General features: G+C 41.0%; 17 protein-coding genes. 10 read left to right on the forward strand and 7 right to left on the reverse strand.

From position 1 onward, the window contains the following. Positions 1-8: 8 nt before the first annotated feature. On the forward strand, positions 9-986 hold the full coding sequence (locus EIP89_RS10490; RefSeq protein ID WP_124398637.1) for an SPFH domain-containing protein: 978 nt from the start codon (positions 9-11) through the stop codon (positions 984-986). 427 nt (positions 987-1413) lie between these two features. On the opposite strand, the gene tsaB is transcribed toward EIP89_RS10490, so the two are convergent. The 6 genes from tsaB to EIP89_RS10520 all read right to left on the reverse strand — a co-directional run bounded on the left by tsaB (position 1414) and on the right by EIP89_RS10520 (position 7560). Continuing rightward, positions 1414-2079, reverse strand: a complete 666-nt coding sequence (gene tsaB / locus EIP89_RS10495) for a tRNA (adenosine(37)-N6)-threonylcarbamoyltransferase complex dimerization subunit type 1 TsaB (protein ID WP_124398638.1) — start codon at positions 2077-2079, stop codon at positions 1414-1416. Then, the gene (locus EIP89_RS10500) at positions 2079-3350 is read right to left on the reverse strand and encodes an efflux RND transporter periplasmic adaptor subunit (protein ID WP_124398639.1); all 1272 of its coding nucleotides are present in this window, start codon (positions 3348-3350) and stop codon (positions 2079-2081) included. The genes tsaB and EIP89_RS10500 overlap by 1 nt, the downstream gene beginning before the upstream one ends. Positions 3351-3354: 4 nt before the next feature. Continuing rightward, on the reverse strand, positions 3355-4782 hold the full coding sequence (locus tag EIP89_RS10505) for a TolC family protein (RefSeq protein ID WP_124398640.1): 1428 nt from the start codon (positions 4780-4782) through the stop codon (positions 3355-3357). Between the two features lie 10 nt (positions 4783-4792). Continuing rightward, positions 4793-5494, reverse strand: a complete 702-nt coding sequence (locus EIP89_RS10510; protein ID WP_160160590.1) for a glycosyltransferase family 4 protein — start codon at positions 5492-5494, stop codon at positions 4793-4795. A gap of 328 nt (positions 5495-5822) precedes the next feature. After that, positions 5823-6647, reverse strand: a complete 825-nt coding sequence (locus tag EIP89_RS10515) for a class I SAM-dependent methyltransferase (protein ID WP_160160591.1) — start codon at positions 6645-6647, stop codon at positions 5823-5825. After that, complete coding sequence (locus EIP89_RS10520; RefSeq protein WP_124398643.1) at positions 6610-7560, reverse strand: class I SAM-dependent methyltransferase; 951 nt, start codon at positions 7558-7560, stop codon at positions 6610-6612. The genes EIP89_RS10515 and EIP89_RS10520 overlap by 38 nt, the downstream gene beginning before the upstream one ends. A 44-nt stretch (positions 7561-7604) precedes the next feature. Between EIP89_RS10520 and asnB the strand changes: the two genes are divergently transcribed. Next, the gene (gene asnB / locus EIP89_RS10525) at positions 7605-9509 is read left to right on the forward strand and encodes an asparagine synthase (glutamine-hydrolyzing) (RefSeq protein ID WP_124398644.1); all 1905 of its coding nucleotides are present in this window, start codon (positions 7605-7607) and stop codon (positions 9507-9509) included. Here asnB and EIP89_RS10530 read toward each other — a convergent pair. Beyond that, on the reverse strand, positions 9503-10174 hold the full coding sequence (locus tag EIP89_RS10530; RefSeq protein WP_124398645.1) for a spheroidene monooxygenase: 672 nt from the start codon (positions 10172-10174) through the stop codon (positions 9503-9505). The genes asnB and EIP89_RS10530 overlap by 7 nt on opposite strands. 26 nt (positions 10175-10200) lie before the next feature. Here EIP89_RS10530 and EIP89_RS10535 point away from each other — a divergent pair, with 26 nt between their 5' ends. The 8 genes from EIP89_RS10535 (at position 10201) to nqrF (ending at position 18144) form a co-directional block, all read left to right on the forward strand. Beyond that, entirely contained in the window at positions 10201-11874 is a 1674-nt protein-coding gene (locus EIP89_RS10535) for a M28 family peptidase (protein ID WP_124398646.1), read from the forward strand. 31 nt (positions 11875-11905) lie between these two features. After that, positions 11906-12082, forward strand: coding sequence for a hypothetical protein (locus EIP89_RS11520; RefSeq protein ID WP_160160592.1), 177 nt, complete (start codon positions 11906-11908; stop codon positions 12080-12082). A gap of 152 nt (positions 12083-12234) precedes the next feature. After that, positions 12235-13584 (forward strand): Na(+)-translocating NADH-quinone reductase subunit A, encoded by a 1350-nt coding sequence (locus EIP89_RS10540; protein ID WP_124398647.1) that lies wholly within the window; start codon positions 12235-12237, stop codon positions 13582-13584. Positions 13585-13619: 35 nt separating this feature from the next. Next, complete coding sequence (locus EIP89_RS10545; protein WP_124398648.1) at positions 13620-14813, forward strand: NADH:ubiquinone reductase (Na(+)-transporting) subunit B; 1194 nt, start codon at positions 13620-13622, stop codon at positions 14811-14813. Positions 14814-14817: 4 nt separating this feature from the next. After that, positions 14818-15507 carry an NADH:ubiquinone reductase (Na(+)-transporting) subunit C gene (gene nqrC / locus EIP89_RS10550; protein ID WP_124398649.1) on the forward strand — a complete coding sequence of 230 codons (690 nt, stop codon included), beginning with the start codon at positions 14818-14820 and terminating at the stop codon, positions 15505-15507. Between the two features lie 4 nt (positions 15508-15511). Next, entirely contained in the window at positions 15512-16195 is a 684-nt protein-coding gene (locus tag EIP89_RS10555; RefSeq protein ID WP_124398650.1) for an NADH:ubiquinone reductase (Na(+)-transporting) subunit D, read from the forward strand. A gap of 15 nt (positions 16196-16210) precedes the next feature. Beyond that, positions 16211-16828 (forward strand): NADH:ubiquinone reductase (Na(+)-transporting) subunit E, encoded by a 618-nt coding sequence (nqrE, locus tag EIP89_RS10560; RefSeq protein ID WP_124398651.1) that lies wholly within the window; start codon positions 16211-16213, stop codon positions 16826-16828. An 11-nt stretch (positions 16829-16839) separates the two neighbouring features. Further along, positions 16840-18144, forward strand: a complete 1305-nt coding sequence (gene nqrF / locus EIP89_RS10565; RefSeq protein WP_124398652.1) for an NADH:ubiquinone reductase (Na(+)-transporting) subunit F — start codon at positions 16840-16842, stop codon at positions 18142-18144. Positions 18145-18276 lie beyond the last annotated feature (132 nt).

Raw genomic sequence — 18276 nt, forward strand, 5'->3', positions numbered from 1 at the left:
CCTTCGCCATGTATGTATTTATTTTCCTCGCCGTATTTGTTATTCTCTTTGCCGTAAAAGGTATCATCATCGTACGCCAGAGCGAAACCATGGTCATCGAACGACTTGGAAAGTACCATAAAACACTTAATTCTGGCATCAACATTATAGTGCCTTTTATTGACCAACCACGCCCCATAAATTGGAGGTATAGCGTAGCAGGTCCAAGAGGTGAGACCATCTCCGTGTACCGACAAAACGTACGCATCGACCTTAGAGAAGCCGTTTTCGACTTTCCGAAACAAAACGTCATAACCCGCGACAACGTGGTCACCGAAATCAACGCACTGCTCTACTTTCAGATCGTAGAGCCTGAAAAGGCCCTCTACGAAATCGAAAATCTACCTCAAGCCATTGAAAAACTTACTCAAACCACCCTGCGCAACGTGATCGGCGAGATGGACCTGGACGAAACCCTCTCATCGCGCGATACCATCAACACAAAACTTCGCGGAATACTCGATGACGCTACCAATAAATGGGGCGTAAAAATCAACCGCGTTGAACTTCAAGACATTAACCCACCCAAAGACATTCGCGATGCCATGGAAAAGCAAATGCGCGCTGAGCGCGATCGTCGTGCGCGCATCCTCGAGGCTGAAGGTCTGAAAACAGCTCAAATCCTTGAAGCCGAAGGGGCCAAAATGGCCGAAATCAATCGAGCCGAAGGCGAAAAACAATCAGCCATACTCCAAGCTCAGGGCCAGGCCGAAGCCAAAATTCAGCTTGCCAAAGCCGAAGCCGAAGCTATTCGCCTCGTTTCTCAGGCCATAGCCGGTACAAAAAGCGACCCAGTCAACTACCTGGTGGCTATTAAATACATCGAAACCCTAAAAGAAATGGTTACTGGCAACGATACCAAAACCGTCTATTTACCCTTCGAAGCCACTGGTGTACTTAGCTCTCTCGGCGGAATCAAAGACCTGCTGAATACAGCGAAGCAGTAAATTTCATTTATTATCTTTTCGTTTTTAAGGCTTGCTCAGATGAGGTAGTGAATGCTTGTTTCGTCTGAGCCTGTCTGCTTATTTCCGCCTTGTTCGTTAAAAGATTTTTAGTCACTTTTAAACGTACACAGATTTAGATAAAAATTTTTTCGATCTTATCACCAAAAACTTAACAATGGATATTAGGATTGACTACAGAAACTTACGTTCGGCTGCTAAAGAAGTCCACACAATTTGGAAGCCTAGCTTTTTAGTTTATCATTTACGCAATCATAAGCTGCAAATCTTAATTTTAAAAATATTAGACTACTAAAAATGCCAAAAAAATTTTTGTGCGATCTTATTACCTCCACATATTCCATCTAACCTAAAAAGCACATTAATTTTTTGCAGGTAGGAGATAAAAAGGAATAAACCCTCAATTTTATTACAACTCGCCAAACTGCTTTACATAAATTGGCTCGAAATAGGCCATATCGAGCGGTTCTAAGTAAGACTTTACATTCTGAGAAAATACTTGCTCAGCAAGCGGATAAATATCTTCTACCACTTGAATATTGCTCAAGGTGAGTACCTGTTTCAATTTCAGAACGCCTACACCTACTACATAAATCGATTTGAACTTGTTTTCCAGTTCTTTCCAGGTTTCGGCATTGGCTTTAACGGCTTTGTTTTCAAACACCGCTTTACCTTGCCCTGTAAAAGCTGAGGCATACACCTCCATTCTTCGCGCATCAATGCAAGAAATAACGAGATCGTCCTGAGCTACAGAAATTTGACTGTTAGTAAACTTTTCACGTATTAATCGGAGGCTGCTTATGCCATAAATGGGAATATCGAGAGCATATGCTAGTCCTTTAGCTGCTGAGGCAGCTACGCGCAGTCCGGTGTAAGACCCTGGACCCAACCCAACGACAATACTTTTAACATCATTAATAGTCGCATTCTGTCTATCTAGCAACTTTTCAATGAATGAAAATACCGCTTCTGAATGACTGTTGTCTTTTAAAACTTCATTAATACTATCGACTTGACCTCCCGCTTGCAGCGCCACGCTGCACATAGGTGTAGAGGTATCAAAGGCAATTTGCATTACTTCTCTGACTTATCTTTTTCAGATTTAATCTTAATGGGTGAGTTGTGCTTGAGCTTTTGATTAACCACCGTGTAAGGGCCTATGATAATTTTTTCGTTTTCAGAAAGTCCCTTTCGAATTTCAAAATAGTTTTCGTCTTGAATCCCGATTTCCACCTTTCTCAGTTGTGCTTTGTTTCCATCTACCACAAAGACACATTCAAACGCATTGTCTTTGTTTTGTTCTTCGACCTTTACACGGGCTGATGCTGAGTCTGAACGCACAGTTACGGCCCTTACCGGCACGCGCAAGGCGTTTTCTACTTTTTGGCAGAAGATTTCTACAGCCGCACTCATACCTGGTTTAAAGGGATATTTTGTCTTTTCAACCAAATGAGCATAAGAGGCCGGATGAATGCGTATGCGCACTTCGAAGTTGGTAATTTGGTCAGTGCTTACTTGCTGTTGATTCAAAGGATTAGAGGTGGATGAATATGCCACTCGAGTTACATGGCCATAGAAGGGTTTATCTGAAACGGCATCTACCTCGATGGATACGGAGTCGCCAATTTTTATTTTGTTTATGTCGTTTTCATTTACTTCTGTCACTACCTCCATTTCGCTAAGGTCAACGATGCGCATCACCTCAGTACCAGCCATCTGAGCCGTACCCACCACGCGTTCACCTACTTCTACATTCAGCTTGCTCACTAGCCCATCGATGGGAGCGTAGATGGTCGTTCTGCGCAGGTTGTCACGCGCTTCTTTGTATGAAGCTTCTGCGCTTTTTAATTGATATTCAGCAGCTTCAGCTTGAAATTTTGCAACGTTAAAGGCACGTTCGATGGCGTCAAACTCTCCTGGAGAGATGGCGCCAGATGCTTTAAGGGGTTGATTGCGTTTATAGACCTTTTCAGCCTCCAGCAGAGTAGCCTTAGCAGTGGATAGATTTGCGCGAGCTGAGTTAAGAGCGGCTTCGGCACGATTTACGGCCGCTTGATATATATCGGGATTAATGCGCAAGAGCAAGTCGCCTTTTTTTACGGTTTGTCCTTCTTTTACAAGCAGTTCGATGATTTCTCCCGGCACTTCTGGGCTGATCTTCACCATCGTAACTGGCTGAACCTTACCTGAGGCGGTCACTGTTTCGATGATATCACCTCTTGTCACTACATCTGTCTCTACTTCCAATACCTCGCCTGCGCTACCTATGATTCCTTGTTTTCTAAGTATTATTAATACGACAATCACTAGGATAGCTGCGCCTATCAGGAGGGTTCGTTTTTTCATCCTGTTAAAGTTTTATGGTGTTTGTAAGGATAAATTCAATGATTTTTGAGCGAAATATGTATTCGTACTTGGCTCTCGTCAGCTGGCTTTGCGCATTGGCATAGTTGATTTTAAAGCTTTCTAACTGCACCTGATCGAGCAGCCCATTTGTGTATCGTTGTTCAGCATTTTCGTAAGCTGTTCGGGCAGCGCGCTCAGCTTTGGTCGCAGCCTCCAGGCCTGATTTTGCGGCCATAAATTGTGCATGCGCTTGTTGTACGTTCTGAAATAGCGAAACTTGAGCTTGTTGGTAGTTCACTTTGGCCAGTTCATAGTTGATTCGAGCATTGTTCAACGTATTTGAAATTTGGTAACGCGACCACAGAGGTATTTGTATAGAGATGCCTAAAAACTCATTGACGTTGTCCACCACTTGGTTTCTGAAGGGCTTAATTGGTTTTTCGGAATCAATTACCGGTTGACTGATGGTAGTAAATACGGGTACTCCATCCTGGGTTACACCAATGGGTATGGTAACGGTTTGATTGCCAGTTATATTAGGCACTGTGTTGGCGTAATTGGTCGAAATACCGGCTACCAGAGCTATGAGCGGAAAGCGCGTACCAAGGGCTTGTTTTACTTCATGTATTCCAGCACTTTCAAGGAGTCGCGCCGATTTTAAGGACGGATTGTTCTGAAAAGCCTCTCGGTAGATGTCGTTAGGCTTGTAGCCTGAGTAGTCCACTACAGGAATTTCTGACGTCAAGGGCTTAATTCGCAGGCTTTCCGTCCCGTCGTACAGCATCAGATTAGCCAATTGTAGCAGAGCTATGTCGAGATTGTTTTTGGCTAAGACTACATTTTGCTGCTCTCGATAGTATTGAGCTTGAATTTCTTGCAAGCGCACTTCAGGCAGCACGCCGGCATCTACGAGTTCTTTAGTTCGTTTAAGTTGTTTTTCAGTCAGCTCGAGCTGTTGCTCAGCAACGATCAGAAGTTCCTCATTAACAAGGGCTTGCAGATAGAATTGAGCAAGATTCAGGGTAAGGTCGTTTTTAGCTGTTTCGATGTTTTCGTTTTCAGCCAGCAGATTATACTGCGTTCTTTTGATGTTGTGATAGTTCTGAAGGCCATCGAAGAGCACCCACTGCGTATTGAAGCCGATGTTGCCTATTTGGCGTGTCTCTCGTCCGATCACATTTCGCACAGGGTCGATGTTCAAACCGAAATTAAACGTGTAACCAAATGATCCATTGAGTGAGGGGGTAAGGTTGTATTTCGCCAGGGAGGCGAGCGATTCGGCTCGCTGTCTTGAAAGTTGGGCGCGTTTTATTGACAGATTTCTTGAATAGGCCAGCGCCAAACATTCTTCGAATCCAAGAGGTTTCTGTGCGAATGATTGAAAAAAAACACCAATGGAAAGGGCAAGTACTGTAATATTTTTCTGAAGCATAACGCTGTTATCAGTCTGAATATAAAATCTCTAAAAATCTTTTATTTCTCTGTTCAAGGCTAAATTTCCGTATGATCCGTTCAGCTGCCTTTTCAGAGAGATACTTCAGGTCAAAATTCTTTAAATTTTCGATTATTCGGATTAACTCATCAAATTTTTTTTCTCTCAACAAAAATCCTGTATCACCAATGATTTCTGGTATTCCAAAAACATCGGAGCCAATAGGTACACATCCGCACAACATCGCTTCGCACAGCGCATTCGGAAATCCTTCAGCCATTGAAAGTTGCATGTAAAATGTGTGGCGATTATACACCTCCACCAGATCTGAAGGCGACAACTTTGGCAAGCAGGTTATGTTTTTTGGTAGTGTAATTCCATTTAGTTGCCAATCACCAACGATCGTTACCTCAATATATGGCATTTTTTTACAAAGTTCTACTAATAAGTCCACTCCTTTTAAGTAAAACGTTTGTTGATCAATACGGCCAGGGGCGGTGATAAATGACCATCCACTTCTGTCATAATTTTTGACTCTGTAAACATCACTTGAATATCCATTTTTCAATTCGATTACTTTGTCTGATGGTGTATTGTATAAATTTTTTAATCCTTGCTTACCTATTGTCGAAAAATATTTGTAATCAGTATGGTAAAGACTTCGATGAACAACAAGAATTTTATATGCATACTTTTGTATGATTTTATTCACAAAAAAAAGCGTTTTTTTAGTGCAAAATCCATAATTAATTTCAGGTATACAGTGTGCTTCTACTCCACCAAAAATTACAAAGGTTTTCTTCTGGAAAATTTTGCCAAAAAGTACTGGTAAGAGTGCATGATAGCCTCCGAATCGACAAATAATTTTTTTAGATGTCCATAAATTTATAATCAAATGTAAAAATTGTCTGGTAAAATACACTGGAAGTAGCCACTTGTACTTAACAGTAAATGCGTATGCCTTTACCAAAAAATACCCTCTTAAAAAGTGTATATCTTTCTGTATAAATGGAGAAAGATCAGGGTAAAAATAGAGTACTTTACTCTTTTTCGGCATAGGCTATAAGTGCTGGAGATAATGTGCGGGTTCTTGGAAGTTTTAAAGAAGTATAAATTTCAAAAGCCCATAATATTTTTGTCAATCTTGAGAGGTTTAAAGTCAAAAATTTTTTTAATGAGACAAAGGATGTTTTATGCGCTCCATCGATTTGAGCGGATACAGCTATCGGCAAGACATATTGTATATCGATGTTTTTGAATCCAGCTTTTTGCAAAGCATTTTTTAAATAGTTATTGTCAATTGGCATATGTGTGTCAAACACTGCACGGTTCATCACCTTTTGATACCAACCTGGAAAACCACACATATTTGGGACTGAAACAAAGATTTTACCAGTATCATTGAGATACTGAGCATGAGCTTTAAGAACTTCTACAGTGTCTCGAAAGTGTTCAATTACCCCAAAGCTGACCACATAGTCAAACTTGCCTTTCAACTCATCCGAAGGCAAAAACAAATCACCTTCAAATATTTTACCTGGGGTATTATATTTTTTTAAAATAAACCGGCTTCTTTGACATCCCAAATCTGAATAATCTAGACCATAAATAATCAGATTAAAATTTTTAAAAAAATAGGGTAACCATACACTATTTCCACATCCAAGTTCAATGAGTTTTCTTTCTTGTCCTGTCTCAATATGTTTTCTAAAAAAGGCATCAAATTCTGTATATAAATAAGAGTTTATGTGTTTTTTATTTATTACAATTTCATCCGGAATTTGATTTGTTTCCCAAAAGGCATCCCAATATTCGGGCGATGTCTTATCAGCAGAGTTTTTTTGTGACTCTATATTCCCATCCATTTCCACCTTTTTCGATTGTATAATTTTCGACATTGTCTAAGTTTTTTAGTATTCTCTCCAATTCTGATTTGGTGATTAATTTCTTGTAGTAATCTGCGAGTACATCGTAGGTTTCGAGATAAGCGGTGTCTTTATTAAAGTCGTAACCTTTTTCTTCAAATGCCTCTATGTTAGTAAGTACTGGCGATATGTGCCCTAAAATCCATTTAAATATTTTAGAGTGTCTTAACTTCCAATGTATTGGGAAAAAGATATCCACCAATAATTGAACTATTTTCATGGAATATTTTGGTGGTAATCTCTTTATAAAAAATCGAAAAAACGGAATAACTGTGGTGTAATATGACCATCTAAAATGGTAATGATCCGCAATTAATTTTCCTCCTGGTTTTACCACTCTCCACAGTTCATGAATGGCTTTTTCAGTACTTGGAGTATGTTGTAAAACGCCTAAACAAATTACAAGGTCAAAAACTTCATTTTCAAAGGGAATGTTCAAAATATCTCCTTGAAAAAATTGAGTTTTTTCGTTGCGATTGTTTTCGTAATTGGCATCAATAGCGCTACTGAGGTCAAAGGTGTACAATTCTTTGCAATATGGTGCCAAGTACTCTGTGAATCTACCAGCACCACTGCCGGCTTCGAGTACCAGTTTATCAGCTAAAATCTGTTTTACATCAGCACCCAGGCATCGTTCAAGTCGCACGCGTGTAAAGTGTGTGCCTGTGAAACTGTCGAGCTGCAGCTTTTTGAAACGATTCCATTGCACTCCAAATGCTTCAGCATACGCTGAGGATTCCACAAATCTGGGTATGCCACGCACAATTTGAACCTTTGTGTCTGATGCGATTAGATAGCCTCCTTCTTCTGTGTAATATGTCTTTGAGTCTTTGTGGTAAAACTTTATGGTCATTTATAAAGTGAAGTCATACCTTTGATTGCAACAAATGTACATGTATGTGCGGTTTTGCGGGTATTGTTGATTTTTCGAATTCTGTTACTGAAGAAAAGGTTAAAAAAGCTATAGATTTAATACACCATCGAGGACCGGATGACGAGGGTATTGAAATAATAAGAAAAGATATATATTCTATCTATTTTGGATTTAAAAGATTGGCTATTATCGATCTGTCTACCGGCGGTCATCAGCCAATGTTTTCTGCTGAAAAAGATATGGTAATCGTATTTAATGGTGAAATTTATAACTTCAAAAGATTAAAGGCTGAACTACAAAAGGATGGAATAAAATTTACCTCAGAAAGCGATACGGAAGTTTTAATCTATTTGTACAAAAAATACGGTATTTCTTTCGTTGAGCATCTAAATGGAATGTTTGCAATAGTATTATACGACATAAGAAGAGAAAAAATCTATCTAATTCGAGATAGAGTAGGAGTGAAGCCTTTATACTACTCTAAGCTTACAAATGGCAATCTCATTTTTGCATCTGAATTAAAATCTATTTTACGGTTAAATCCATCAAGTAATGACATAGATTATTCAGCAGTTTATACTTATTTTTATTTAGGGTATATTCCTGCTCCAGCTACCATTTTTCAATCCATTAAAAAAGTATTGCCTGCACACATCATTGAATACAATTTAACCTCAAAAGAAGTTAAAAACTTTGCTTATTGGACACCTATAAAAAATGTATATCAATACGAATCTTTTGAAGACACGGCTGATAAGCTTGAAACTCTTTTAAAAGATGCCTTTAAACTGCGCATGGTGGCTGATGTGCCTGTGGGTGTATTTCTAAGTGGAGGGTATGACAGCACAGCAGTTACCGCTTTGCTTCAGACAGAGATGACTTCTAGACTTAAAACGTTTACCATTGGATTCGATGATGAAGCGTACAACGAAGCAAACCACGCAGAAGCAGTAGCTCGACATCTGGGTACTGATCACACCACCATTACCTGCAAATTGACGGATGCCATTGAACTCGTGCCAAAAATTCCATTTCACTTCGATGAACCCTTTGGTGACTCATCAGCAGTGCCCACCATGCTCGTGAGCAAACTGGCTCGGCAATACGTCACCGTAAGCCTTTCGGCCGATGGAGGCGATGAACTTTTTGCCGGTTATCAACGACATCTGAAAGCTCATCAACAGCTGCGAAAAATCGTATCCATTCCTCCAATAATTAAAAAATTTATCGGTGAAATGACGCATTTATTGCCGAATGAAAAAAATATTTTTAAATATGATTTAATTTGGAAAATAAACACTTATTTTTCGGATAATAATACTTCAAAACTCTTCTTAAATCAATTGAGTGTTTTCTCCCCTTATCAAATTAAAATTATGTTATCTAAGGGTGTTTTTTTTAACCCACTTCAAGAAATATATTTACCTGAAATATCCAATGAATCTCTCTTAAATTCTATTCTTTTGACAGATTTTTATACATACCTACCAGAAGATATTCTCACAAAAGTCGATCGCGCAACAATGTCAGTTAGTTTGGAAGGAAGGGAGCCATTTTTAGATTACAGAGTTGTTGAATATGCTTTTAGTTTGCCCGATTATTTTAAAATAAATAACCAAAATATTCAAAAGGCGATTTTGCGACACATCGTGCATAAATATGTGCCTAAAACGATTATGGACAGACCAAAAATGGGATTTGGAATTCCAATACACAAATGGCTGAAAAATGAACTGAAATGGATGATCGATGAACATTTAAACGAAGACAAGTTGAAACGACAAGGTTTTTTCAATCCGGATGTAGTAAAACAAAGCGTGCAATATTTTTTGAAAAGCGACTCTAAATCTCGAATCGATCACCAGAGAATTTGGTTTTTGCTTATGTTTCAAATGTGGTTTGATAGGTGGATAGACACGACTCACTGAATTTCGCGGCAGCGAAATCTGGCAAATAGCTCTTCTTCGTACCATTTCAGGCTGTGCGTAAGGGCAATTACGTTTCTATGTGCCTTGTTTTGGTAAGCCCATCGGCGCATGTCTTCTTCGCTTTTCCATACACTGAAAGTGGCTTGTTCTACCAGGGGCAGTTCGCCCATGCCTACAGAATAAAGAGCCTCTGAAGGTATTTGGCGGGCTACTTTTGGCACAAATTTCCAGAATTTCCACCAGAGCGACCGCTTAATACTGCCGCGGGTAATGACCGATAGCTGTGGATAGTCATTTTCCGGTATGTGGGTAACCGAATTGTGTTCGAATGGATTTCGGCCATTCCACAAGCCGTGGCTTTTCATTGGCATCATCTCGTAGATTTTCAGACTTTTTACACGCCTCAATAATTCTTTTACATGCAAAGATTCGACAATTGTATCGTGATTTTTTGCGGTTGTTATAATGATGTAGGTACCAAAATCAGGTGCAATTCCAAAACCATTGCCTGAACCCGTGCCCATCATCTTAAAGAATCCGAATACCTGCTCAAGTTCCTTTTTCCAATCGTTTTTTCCCATTTGGGTAAAGGCCCACCATCTATTTAAAAAACCTTCAAATTTTAAAACGTAGAGGAACACTTTGGTCTGCTCAGAGGTCAACATTGTACATTCGTAAAAATTTCGTTCGGATGAAAAGGATAACATATGTATTCATCTTTCAGTTTTTGCTCTTCTGGAGCTACGCTCAGAAGTGTGTAGACCCAGAGGTAATTTCTGTTGATAAAATCAGTTTTGTCTTAAATGAGTTGGCATCAGAGCGGTTTCAGGGGCGTTATCCCGGTTCACAAGGCGATTCGATCGCCGTGGCTTTCATCGTTGATCAACTCAAAGAGATTGGACTGATTCCAATGGGTGAAGCCGGTAACTATACCCAGCCCTTTACTGTAAAACTTCAAGTTAAAATTTCAGACAACACCTTAATTAAATCGAGAAAAGCAGTTGTGAAACCCAGTGAACAGGTGTATCCAACGCGATTTTCAGACAACGGAAAAGTGAAAGGTCGGTTGATTGCCCCTGTATTTACCCTGAAAAACAGTGCTCTTACTGTAGAGGAACCACGAAAAGTGCGCAAGAAAATAGCAGTCGTCGATTTATACGGCCTAAAGGAGTTATATCAAAGTCAAGGGCTTGATTTTAAAACATTTAAAATTCAGGATTTGATTCAACTGCTTAAAGACTACAAAGTGAAGGGGCTTTTGCTTACGAGTACAAAAGTTTCAGGTGTTCCAGTTCCTGAGCGATTTTTTGAAACCCAAGAGCCAGTCGGTTTACCTGTTTGGTATGTATCAAAAGACTTGATCGAGGGCTTACAGAAGCTAAAACGCATAAAAGTTATCACTCAAATATATGAAAATCAAGTTACTACATATAATATCGCAGGTTATTGGGAAAATGGTGCACCATATACCTTCATAATAGGTGCACATTATGATCACTTGGGAATGGGCGATAAGAATTCGACGTATCGAGGTGAGCCGCAAATACATCCTGGCGCTGATGACAATGCCTCAGGTGTAGCAGGTGCTATGGCTTTAGCCAACTACATCGCCGAATTTGGCAATAGAAATTTCAATTACCTCTTTTTGTTTTTTGGTGCTGAAGAACAAGGACTTCTGGGTTCTAAGCATTGGGTCAGCAACCCTACGTATCCGATGGAAAAGATCACCGCCATGCTCAACTTTGACATGATTGGCCGGCTGGGTGATGATAGAAATTTAAAAATCAGCGGCACAGGTACAATGCCAGAGTGGGAAAATGCTTTTAGGCAACTTCCTTGTTATAACATTACTTACCAATTGTCGCGAGGTGGTAGAGGGCCATCTGACCATACTTCTTTCTACAATCAAAACATTCCCGTTCTTCACTTTTTTACAGGACTGCACCCCGACTATCACAAGCCCTCTGACATTCCAGCGCGCATCAATATATTTGGAATTCGCGACGTTGTCGCCCTCAGTGCTAGTTTGATTGAATATTTGGATCAACTCCCACAACCGCTCACTTTCACTCCCACTGACGACCAGCAAGAGAGTCGTCCGGTGCGCTTGTCTGTTACAATGGGCATAATGCCTGGATATAATTCCGACAATAAAGGCCTAGAAGTAGAAGGTGTAACGAAAGGAAAACCAGCAGATAAAGCCGGTATAATAAAAGGAGATTACATTGTGAAAATTGGCAATATGCCTATCCGGAACATTCGTGATTATATGGAAGCCCTCTCTCAATACGAAAAAGGAGATACGGCTCCCGTTCAGATACTTCGGGCAGAAAAAATTTTGGAAGTGAATGTTTTATTTGAGTAAATTTGTTCACAATAAATAATTTTTACTGAAAATGAGAAAAATCGCTCTGTTCTTTGCTATCACTGCCCTTCCTATAATGATGATGGCCACTGAGCCTGAAAAAAAATCTGAGAAAGAGGGATGTAAAACTGAGAAAGCTGAAAAGAAAAGCTGCGGCTCTGAAAAAAGTGAAGCAAAAGGTTGCTGCTCAAGCAAAAAACCTTCTTAAAGAATTAAACCGGCCCACGGGCCGGTTTTTTTTATGATTTGAGTTACAAACAATCTTTTAAAATCGTTTAAGGGCTTTCACAAATTTTTAGAAAGCAAACAATTAAATTTAGTGGCTGTATAATTTTGTGCGCTCTCAAAACAAACAATTGAATGAATATCAGAATAAAAAAAGGTGCTGATATAAAGATAACAGGCCAGCCAAAGCAGGAGGTGTTGGGAGACTTGAAGGCCGATGTTTATGCCATTAAGCCAGACGATTTTAAGTTTCTTCATCCAAAACTTTCGGTAAAAGAAGGGGATACCGTAAAGGCAGGCCAACCAATCATCTACAGCAAAGATGACCACAGAATCACAATACCAAGCCCAGTGAGTGGTCAGGTTGTTGAGATTGTAAGAGGGGAAAAGCGAAAGTTGCTGGCAGTAAAGATCCTTGCTGATAAAGAAATTGACTTTTTAGATTTTGGAAAGCTCAATCCGGAGAATGCCTCCAGAGAGCAAATCATTGAAAAACTATTGGCATCAGGCCTGTGGACACTCGTTCGTCAACGTCCGTATGGCTGCATCGCGCATCCAGAAGACAAGCCGAAAGCCATCTTTATATCGTGTGTAGATACTGCTCCTATTTCAGCTGATCCACTTTTTATAATTAAGGACAAGAAAAACTTTTTGAAAACAGGATTAGAAGCGGTTAAAAAGCTTACTGACGGAAAAGTACACCTTACTTTTTCGGCTTCAAATCCCAATCCCGAAATTTTCTCAGGTCTGATCTCTGGAAATATTGAAACCCACACTATATCTGGCCCACATCCGGCTGGCAATGTTGGGGTGCACATTCATTACATCGATCCCATTAATCGCGGTGAGCGCGTATGGTATCTCTACCCGCAAGACCTTGCGATGATTGGGGAACTCTTAGAAACAGGCCGATATAATGCCTCAAAGATTGTAGCAGTTACTGGGCCGATGGTATCAAACCCGGGCTACTACCACATCATCTCCGGTGCTTCGCTTAAAGGCTTAAAAGTATTGCTCAAAGAGGGGCATAGTCGAGTAATTTCGGGTAACATTCTTACCGGAGTGCGTCAAGATGAGGACGGATTCCTTGGCTTTTACGATTACACCATCTCTGTACTTGAGGAAAATCACGAACCCGAATTCCTAGGCTGGCTCCTACCTGGTATAGGAAAGTTCACCATACACAGAGCATTGCTCAATTGGTTTCAGAATGGCAAAGCGCTGCCCTACAATACAAAGATGAATGGGGAGGAACGCCCGTTTGTTGTAACTGGTGAATACGAACAAGTTTTCCCGTTTGATATTTACCCCGTACAATTGCTTAAGGCCATCATGGTAAACGATATCGAAAAAATGGAGCAGCTCGGCCTGTACGAAGTTGTTGAAGAAGACTTTGCCCTCTGTGAAGTTGTTTGTACATCAAAAATTCCCGTCCAAGAAACCGTTTACAAAGGTTTGGAACTCTTAAAATCAGAAGTGGGTTAGTAGATTAAATGTTGAATGATATAAATTTTTGAGGAATGAAAGCAATTCAAAATTTCATGGACTCCCTAAGACCCCAATTTGAAAAGGGAGGCAAATTGCACAAGTATTGGCCGGCCTACGATGCATTTTACACCTTTTTGTTTGTGCCCGGTCATACTACTCCAGCGAGAGGTGCTCACATCCGCGACGGCATCGATCTGAAGAGGACCATGTTTACCGTAATAGTAGCCCTCATTCCGGCTCTGCTTTTTGGAATGTACAACGCCGGCTATCAGCACTTCAAAGCAGCTGGTATGCTTGAGGTAGTTACCTTCTGGGATAAGTTCCTTTACGGTGCTACTAAGATTATACCGATGCTCATCGTATCCTACGGTGTAGGTTTGGGCATTGAGTTCGGAATGGCTATAGCAAAAGGACATCAAATCAATGAAGGTTACCTCGTAACAGGGATGCTCATCCCGCTGATTATGCCCATCGATATTCCACTGTGGATGTTGGCCTTATCAGTAGTTTTTGCGGTAGTTATTGGTAAAGAGGTATTCGGTGGAACTGGGATGAACATTCTCAATCCTGCCCTTACGGCACGCGTTTTTGCCTTTTTCGCATATCCCTCTTACATGTCAGGCGAAAAGGTGTGGATTGGCGGAATGCTTAAAGGTGAAGCTGTGGACGGATACTCCGGCGCTACTGCTCTTGGTGATCTCGCTACCACAGGCAAGACTGATTTTTCAGCCATCGATATGTTTTTAGGGTTCATTCCTGGCTCTGTAGGCGAGACATCTACTCTGGCTATTTTGATAGGGGCTGTGATATTAATTGCTACAGGTGTAGGTAGTTGGAAGATTATGCTCTCTGGCGTACTCGGTGCTCTCACCATGGGATTGATCTTCAATGCGGTGAGCTCAGCAGCCATCACACCTGAGATGAAGGGCTTCATGAGTATACCTGCCTGGCAGCACCTTATTATGGGTGGCTTTGCCTTCGGTATTGTCTTCATGGCTACTGACCCCGTAAGTGCTGCACAAACCGAAAAGGGCAAATGGATTTATGGTTTCTTAATTGGATTTTTTGCCATCATGATCCGCGTTTTTAATCCGGCTTATCCCGAAGGCATCATGCTGGCCATCTTGCTGATGAATGTTTTTGCCCCACTCATCGACCACTATGTAGTGGAAGCAAACATTAGGAAGCGCATGAAGAGAATGAAACTCCAAACTGTAAAAGCCTAAGAAAATGAACGTAAACAGCAACGGCTATACTTTCACCTTTGCTGCCGTGATGGTGATCATCGTAGCAGCACTCCTTTCTTTCACAGCCATTTCGCTCAAGGATAAGCAGCAGAAGAACATTGATCTCGAAATCAAGCAGAACATTTTAAAATCTATAGGCGTAAACGTTGAGCGCAGCGAGGCAGAAAAGGCCTTCGACCAATACATTAAAAAATCCCTGGTTGTCAAAAATGGTCAGGAAGTAGAAGGTGTAGATGCGCTTAAAGTGGACCTCGCCGATGAGATCAAAAAACCCGGTGAACAGCGCCTCAACCCTCTCTTTGTTGCTGAAAAAGAAGGCAAAACTTATTACATCATTCCTTTAAGAGGTAAGGGTCTTTGGGGGCCGATCTGGGGATACATTGCCTTAAACGAGGATGTAGAAACCGTTTATGGTGCCACATTCGACCATAAAACTGAAACTCCGGGTTTGGGAGCTGAAATCAATACAGCCGGTTTCCAAAGCCAATTCGCTAACAAAAAAATCATGAAAGGCGATGAATTTGTTTCCATCGAGGTTCGAAAAGGCGATGCTTCCGGAGACTACCAGGTCAATGGTATATCAGGAGGAACAATTACTTCCGTAGGTGTAGATGCCATGCTGAAAGACAATTTGAGAAATTACATCGGTTTTTTGAAATCTTACAACAAATAATGCCATGAGTGAAGTAGCAGAGAAAAAAATTCAAGTCAAGGAAAGCGAACCTCTTTTTTCAAAAAAGAATCGCAAACTCATAACTGACCCTCTCAACGACAATAACCCCATTACTGTACAGGTATTGGGTATTTGTTCGGCACTGGCTATTACAGTGAAGCTGAAGCCAGCCATTGTAATGTCATTGTCCGTAATGTTTGTACTCGCAGTGGGTAACGTAGTTATCTCTTTAATGCGAAATTACATACCAAACAGAATCCGTATTATCGTACAGTTGGTTGTAGTTGCATCGCTGGTTATTTTGGTTGACCAAGTATTGAAAGCTTATGTGTACGACATCAGCAAACAGCTTTCGGTGTTCGTTGGATTGATCATTACCAACTGCATCATCATGGGTCGATTTGAGGCCTTTGCCTTAGGTAATACACCTTGGAAATCTTTCCTCGATGGCATTGGCAATGCTCTCGGTTATGGGGTTATCCTTATTACCGTAGCTTTTTTCCGCGAGTTGCTTGGCAATGGAACTTTGTTTGACATTCCTGTGATTCCAAAATCTTGGATGCTGTCAAATGGAGGTTTTTATGCCAACAACGGCTTGATGCTACTGCCTCCGATGGCACTCATCACTGTAGCCATCATCATTTGGATACAGAGGTCTAGAAATACTAAATTGATTGAGAAAATCTAAAAACGACCGATTACTATGCAAGACTTAATCAACATATTCGTCAAGTCCATCTTCGTAGAAAATATGATTTTCGCCTATTTTCTCGGGATGTGTTCCTATCTGGCAGTTTCTAAAACCGTACGTACTGCAGTAGGTCTTGGGTTAGCAGTAATCTTTGTATTAGGCATCACAATACCCATCAATTATCTGCTGGAAAACTATGTGCTCAAAGAAGGAGCTTTAAAATGGATTGATCCATCTTTCGCTACAGTTGACCTGAGCTTTTTGAGCTTCATCATGTTTATTGCAGTTATTGCTTCAATGGTTCAGCTGGTTGAGATGACGGTAGAAAAGTTTGCACCAGCGCTTTACAATGCACTTGGTATCTTCTTGCCTCTTATAGCCGTAAACTGCTCAATTCTCGGTGGAGCCCTTTTTATGCAAGAAAGAGCCTATTCTACAATTACTGAGGCAACTGTATTTGGCATTGGCAGCGGTATAGGTTGGTTTCTCGCCATTGTAGCAATTGCAGCCATCCGCGAAAAGATTAAATATTCGAATGTTCCGGCGCCTTTGCGCGGTCTCGGCATTACTTTTATCATCACAGGCCTTATGGGCTTGGCTTTCATGAGTTTTATGGGTATTAAACTTTAATCGGAGGACATATGCTATTGAGTGTTAATGTGATTGTAGTAAGTGCAGTAGTATTCTTTGTCGTAATACTTCTGCTCGTTTCTATCCTGCTCTACGCTAAAGCCAAGCTATCGCCGGGTGGGTTAGTAAAGCTGGATGTAAATGGAACTATACTCGAGGTAGAAGCCGGAGGTACACTTCTTTCTACGCTCAGCAACAACAAAATATTCTTGCCTTCAGCCTGCGGTGGTGGTGGTACATGCGCCATGTGTAAGTGTCAGGTGCTGGAAGGTGGAGGTGAAATTCTGCCTACAGAGGTAGGTTACTTCACCCGCAAGCAGATCCAAGACCACTGGAGACTTGGCTGCCAGGTGAAAGTGAAGGGTGATATGAAAATTCGCGTTCCTGAGGAAGTTTTTGGTATCAAAAAGTGGGAATGCGAAGTAGTGTCAAACTATAATGTTGCAACCTTTATTAAAGAATTTGTTGTAAAACTGCCTGAAGGCGAAAATCTGCACTTCGAAGCGGGTGGATATATCCAAATCGACGTACCACCTACAACCGTTGATTTCAAAGACATCGACATTCGCCCCCATCCGGATGATCCTGCCGGTCCTGATAAGTTTAAGCCTGATTGGGATAAATACGACATGTGGTCGCTCAAGATGGTTAGCGATGAGCCTATCTTCCGCGCTTACTCAATGGCGAATCATCCAGCCGAAGGCAACATAATTATGCTCAACGTTCGTATCGCCACTCCGCCCTGGGACAGAGCTAAGAACAAATGGATGGATGTAAATCCTGGTATTTGCTCTTCATACATCTTCTCTCGCAAGCCGGGCGATAAGGTTACCATATCAGGTCCTTATGGTGAGTTCTTTATCAAGAACACCGACAAAGAAATGATTTACATAGGTGGTGGTGCTGGTATGGCACCCCTGCGCGCACACATCTTCCACTTGTTCCACACACTTAAGACCACCAGAAAAGTTTCATATTGGTACGGCGGCCGCAGCCGTAGAGAGCTCTTTTACATAGATCACTTCCGCAAAATTGAAAAAGAATTCCCCAACTTCAGATTCTATGTTGTGCTCTCAGAGCCGCTCCCTGAAGACAACTGGAAAGTGGCTAAAGACATCAACGACCGCGAAGCTGATGGTTTTGTTGGATTTGTGCACCAAGCCCTTATCGATAATTATCTGAAATTCCATCCCGAGCCAGAAGAAGTAGAATATTATTTCTGCGGTCCTCCCATGATGAATGCTGCAGTGCTTAAAATGCTCGACGATTGGGGTGTACCTAAAGAAAATATATCGTTTGACGACTTTGGAGGATAATCCCGGAAAGAAGGTGTCCAAAAAGTAAAGGACGCCTTCTTTTTTATTTTGATAAAACCCTTAATTGAAGTAAATTAGAGCCATCATAGACATTTTAAGTGAGGCGAGTAGTCTTTAAACAGCAACCCGGCA

This window comes from Thermaurantimonas aggregans, assembly GCF_003851885.1.
Taxonomy (GTDB): Bacteria; Bacteroidota; Bacteroidia; order Flavobacteriales; family Schleiferiaceae; genus Thermaurantimonas; species Thermaurantimonas aggregans.

What these genes read in the sequence shown, in the direction of transcription:
- EIP89_RS11520 (WP_160160592.1), top strand. Translation starts at nt 11,906, where the DNA reads ATGAGAAAAATCGCTCTGTTCTTTGCTATCACTGCCCTTCCTATAATG.
- nqrE (WP_124398651.1), top strand. Translation starts at nt 16,211, where the DNA reads ATGCAAGACTTAATCAACATATTCGTCAAGTCCATCTTCGTAGAAAAT.
- EIP89_RS10490 (WP_124398637.1), top strand. Translation starts at nt 9, where the DNA reads ATGTATGTATTTATTTTCCTCGCCGTATTTGTTATTCTCTTTGCCGTA.
- EIP89_RS10535 (WP_124398646.1), top strand. Translation starts at nt 10,201, where the DNA reads ATGAAAAGGATAACATATGTATTCATCTTTCAGTTTTTGCTCTTCTGG.
- EIP89_RS10505 (WP_124398640.1), bottom strand. Translation starts at nt 4,782, where the DNA reads ATGCTTCAGAAAAATATTACAGTACTTGCCCTTTCCATTGGTGTTTTT.
- EIP89_RS10515 (WP_160160591.1), bottom strand. Translation starts at nt 6,647, where the DNA reads ATGGATGGGAATATAGAGTCACAAAAAAACTCTGCTGATAAGACATCG.
- EIP89_RS10530 (WP_124398645.1), bottom strand. Translation starts at nt 10,174, where the DNA reads ATGTTGACCTCTGAGCAGACCAAAGTGTTCCTCTACGTTTTAAAATTT.
- EIP89_RS10545 (WP_124398648.1), top strand. Translation starts at nt 13,620, where the DNA reads ATGAAAGCAATTCAAAATTTCATGGACTCCCTAAGACCCCAATTTGAA.
- EIP89_RS10540 (WP_124398647.1), top strand. Translation starts at nt 12,235, where the DNA reads ATGAATATCAGAATAAAAAAAGGTGCTGATATAAAGATAACAGGCCAG.
- tsaB (WP_124398638.1), bottom strand. Translation starts at nt 2,079, where the DNA reads ATGCAAATTGCCTTTGATACCTCTACACCTATGTGCAGCGTGGCGCTG.
- EIP89_RS10500 (WP_124398639.1), bottom strand. Translation starts at nt 3,350, where the DNA reads ATGAAAAAACGAACCCTCCTGATAGGCGCAGCTATCCTAGTGATTGTC.
- nqrF (WP_124398652.1), top strand. Translation starts at nt 16,840, where the DNA reads ATGCTATTGAGTGTTAATGTGATTGTAGTAAGTGCAGTAGTATTCTTT.
- asnB (WP_124398644.1), top strand. Translation starts at nt 7,605, where the DNA reads ATGTGCGGTTTTGCGGGTATTGTTGATTTTTCGAATTCTGTTACTGAA.
- nqrC (WP_124398649.1), top strand. Translation starts at nt 14,818, where the DNA reads ATGAACGTAAACAGCAACGGCTATACTTTCACCTTTGCTGCCGTGATG.
- EIP89_RS10520 (WP_124398643.1), bottom strand. Translation starts at nt 7,560, where the DNA reads ATGACCATAAAGTTTTACCACAAAGACTCAAAGACATATTACACAGAA.
- EIP89_RS10555 (WP_124398650.1), top strand. Translation starts at nt 15,512, where the DNA reads ATGAGTGAAGTAGCAGAGAAAAAAATTCAAGTCAAGGAAAGCGAACCT.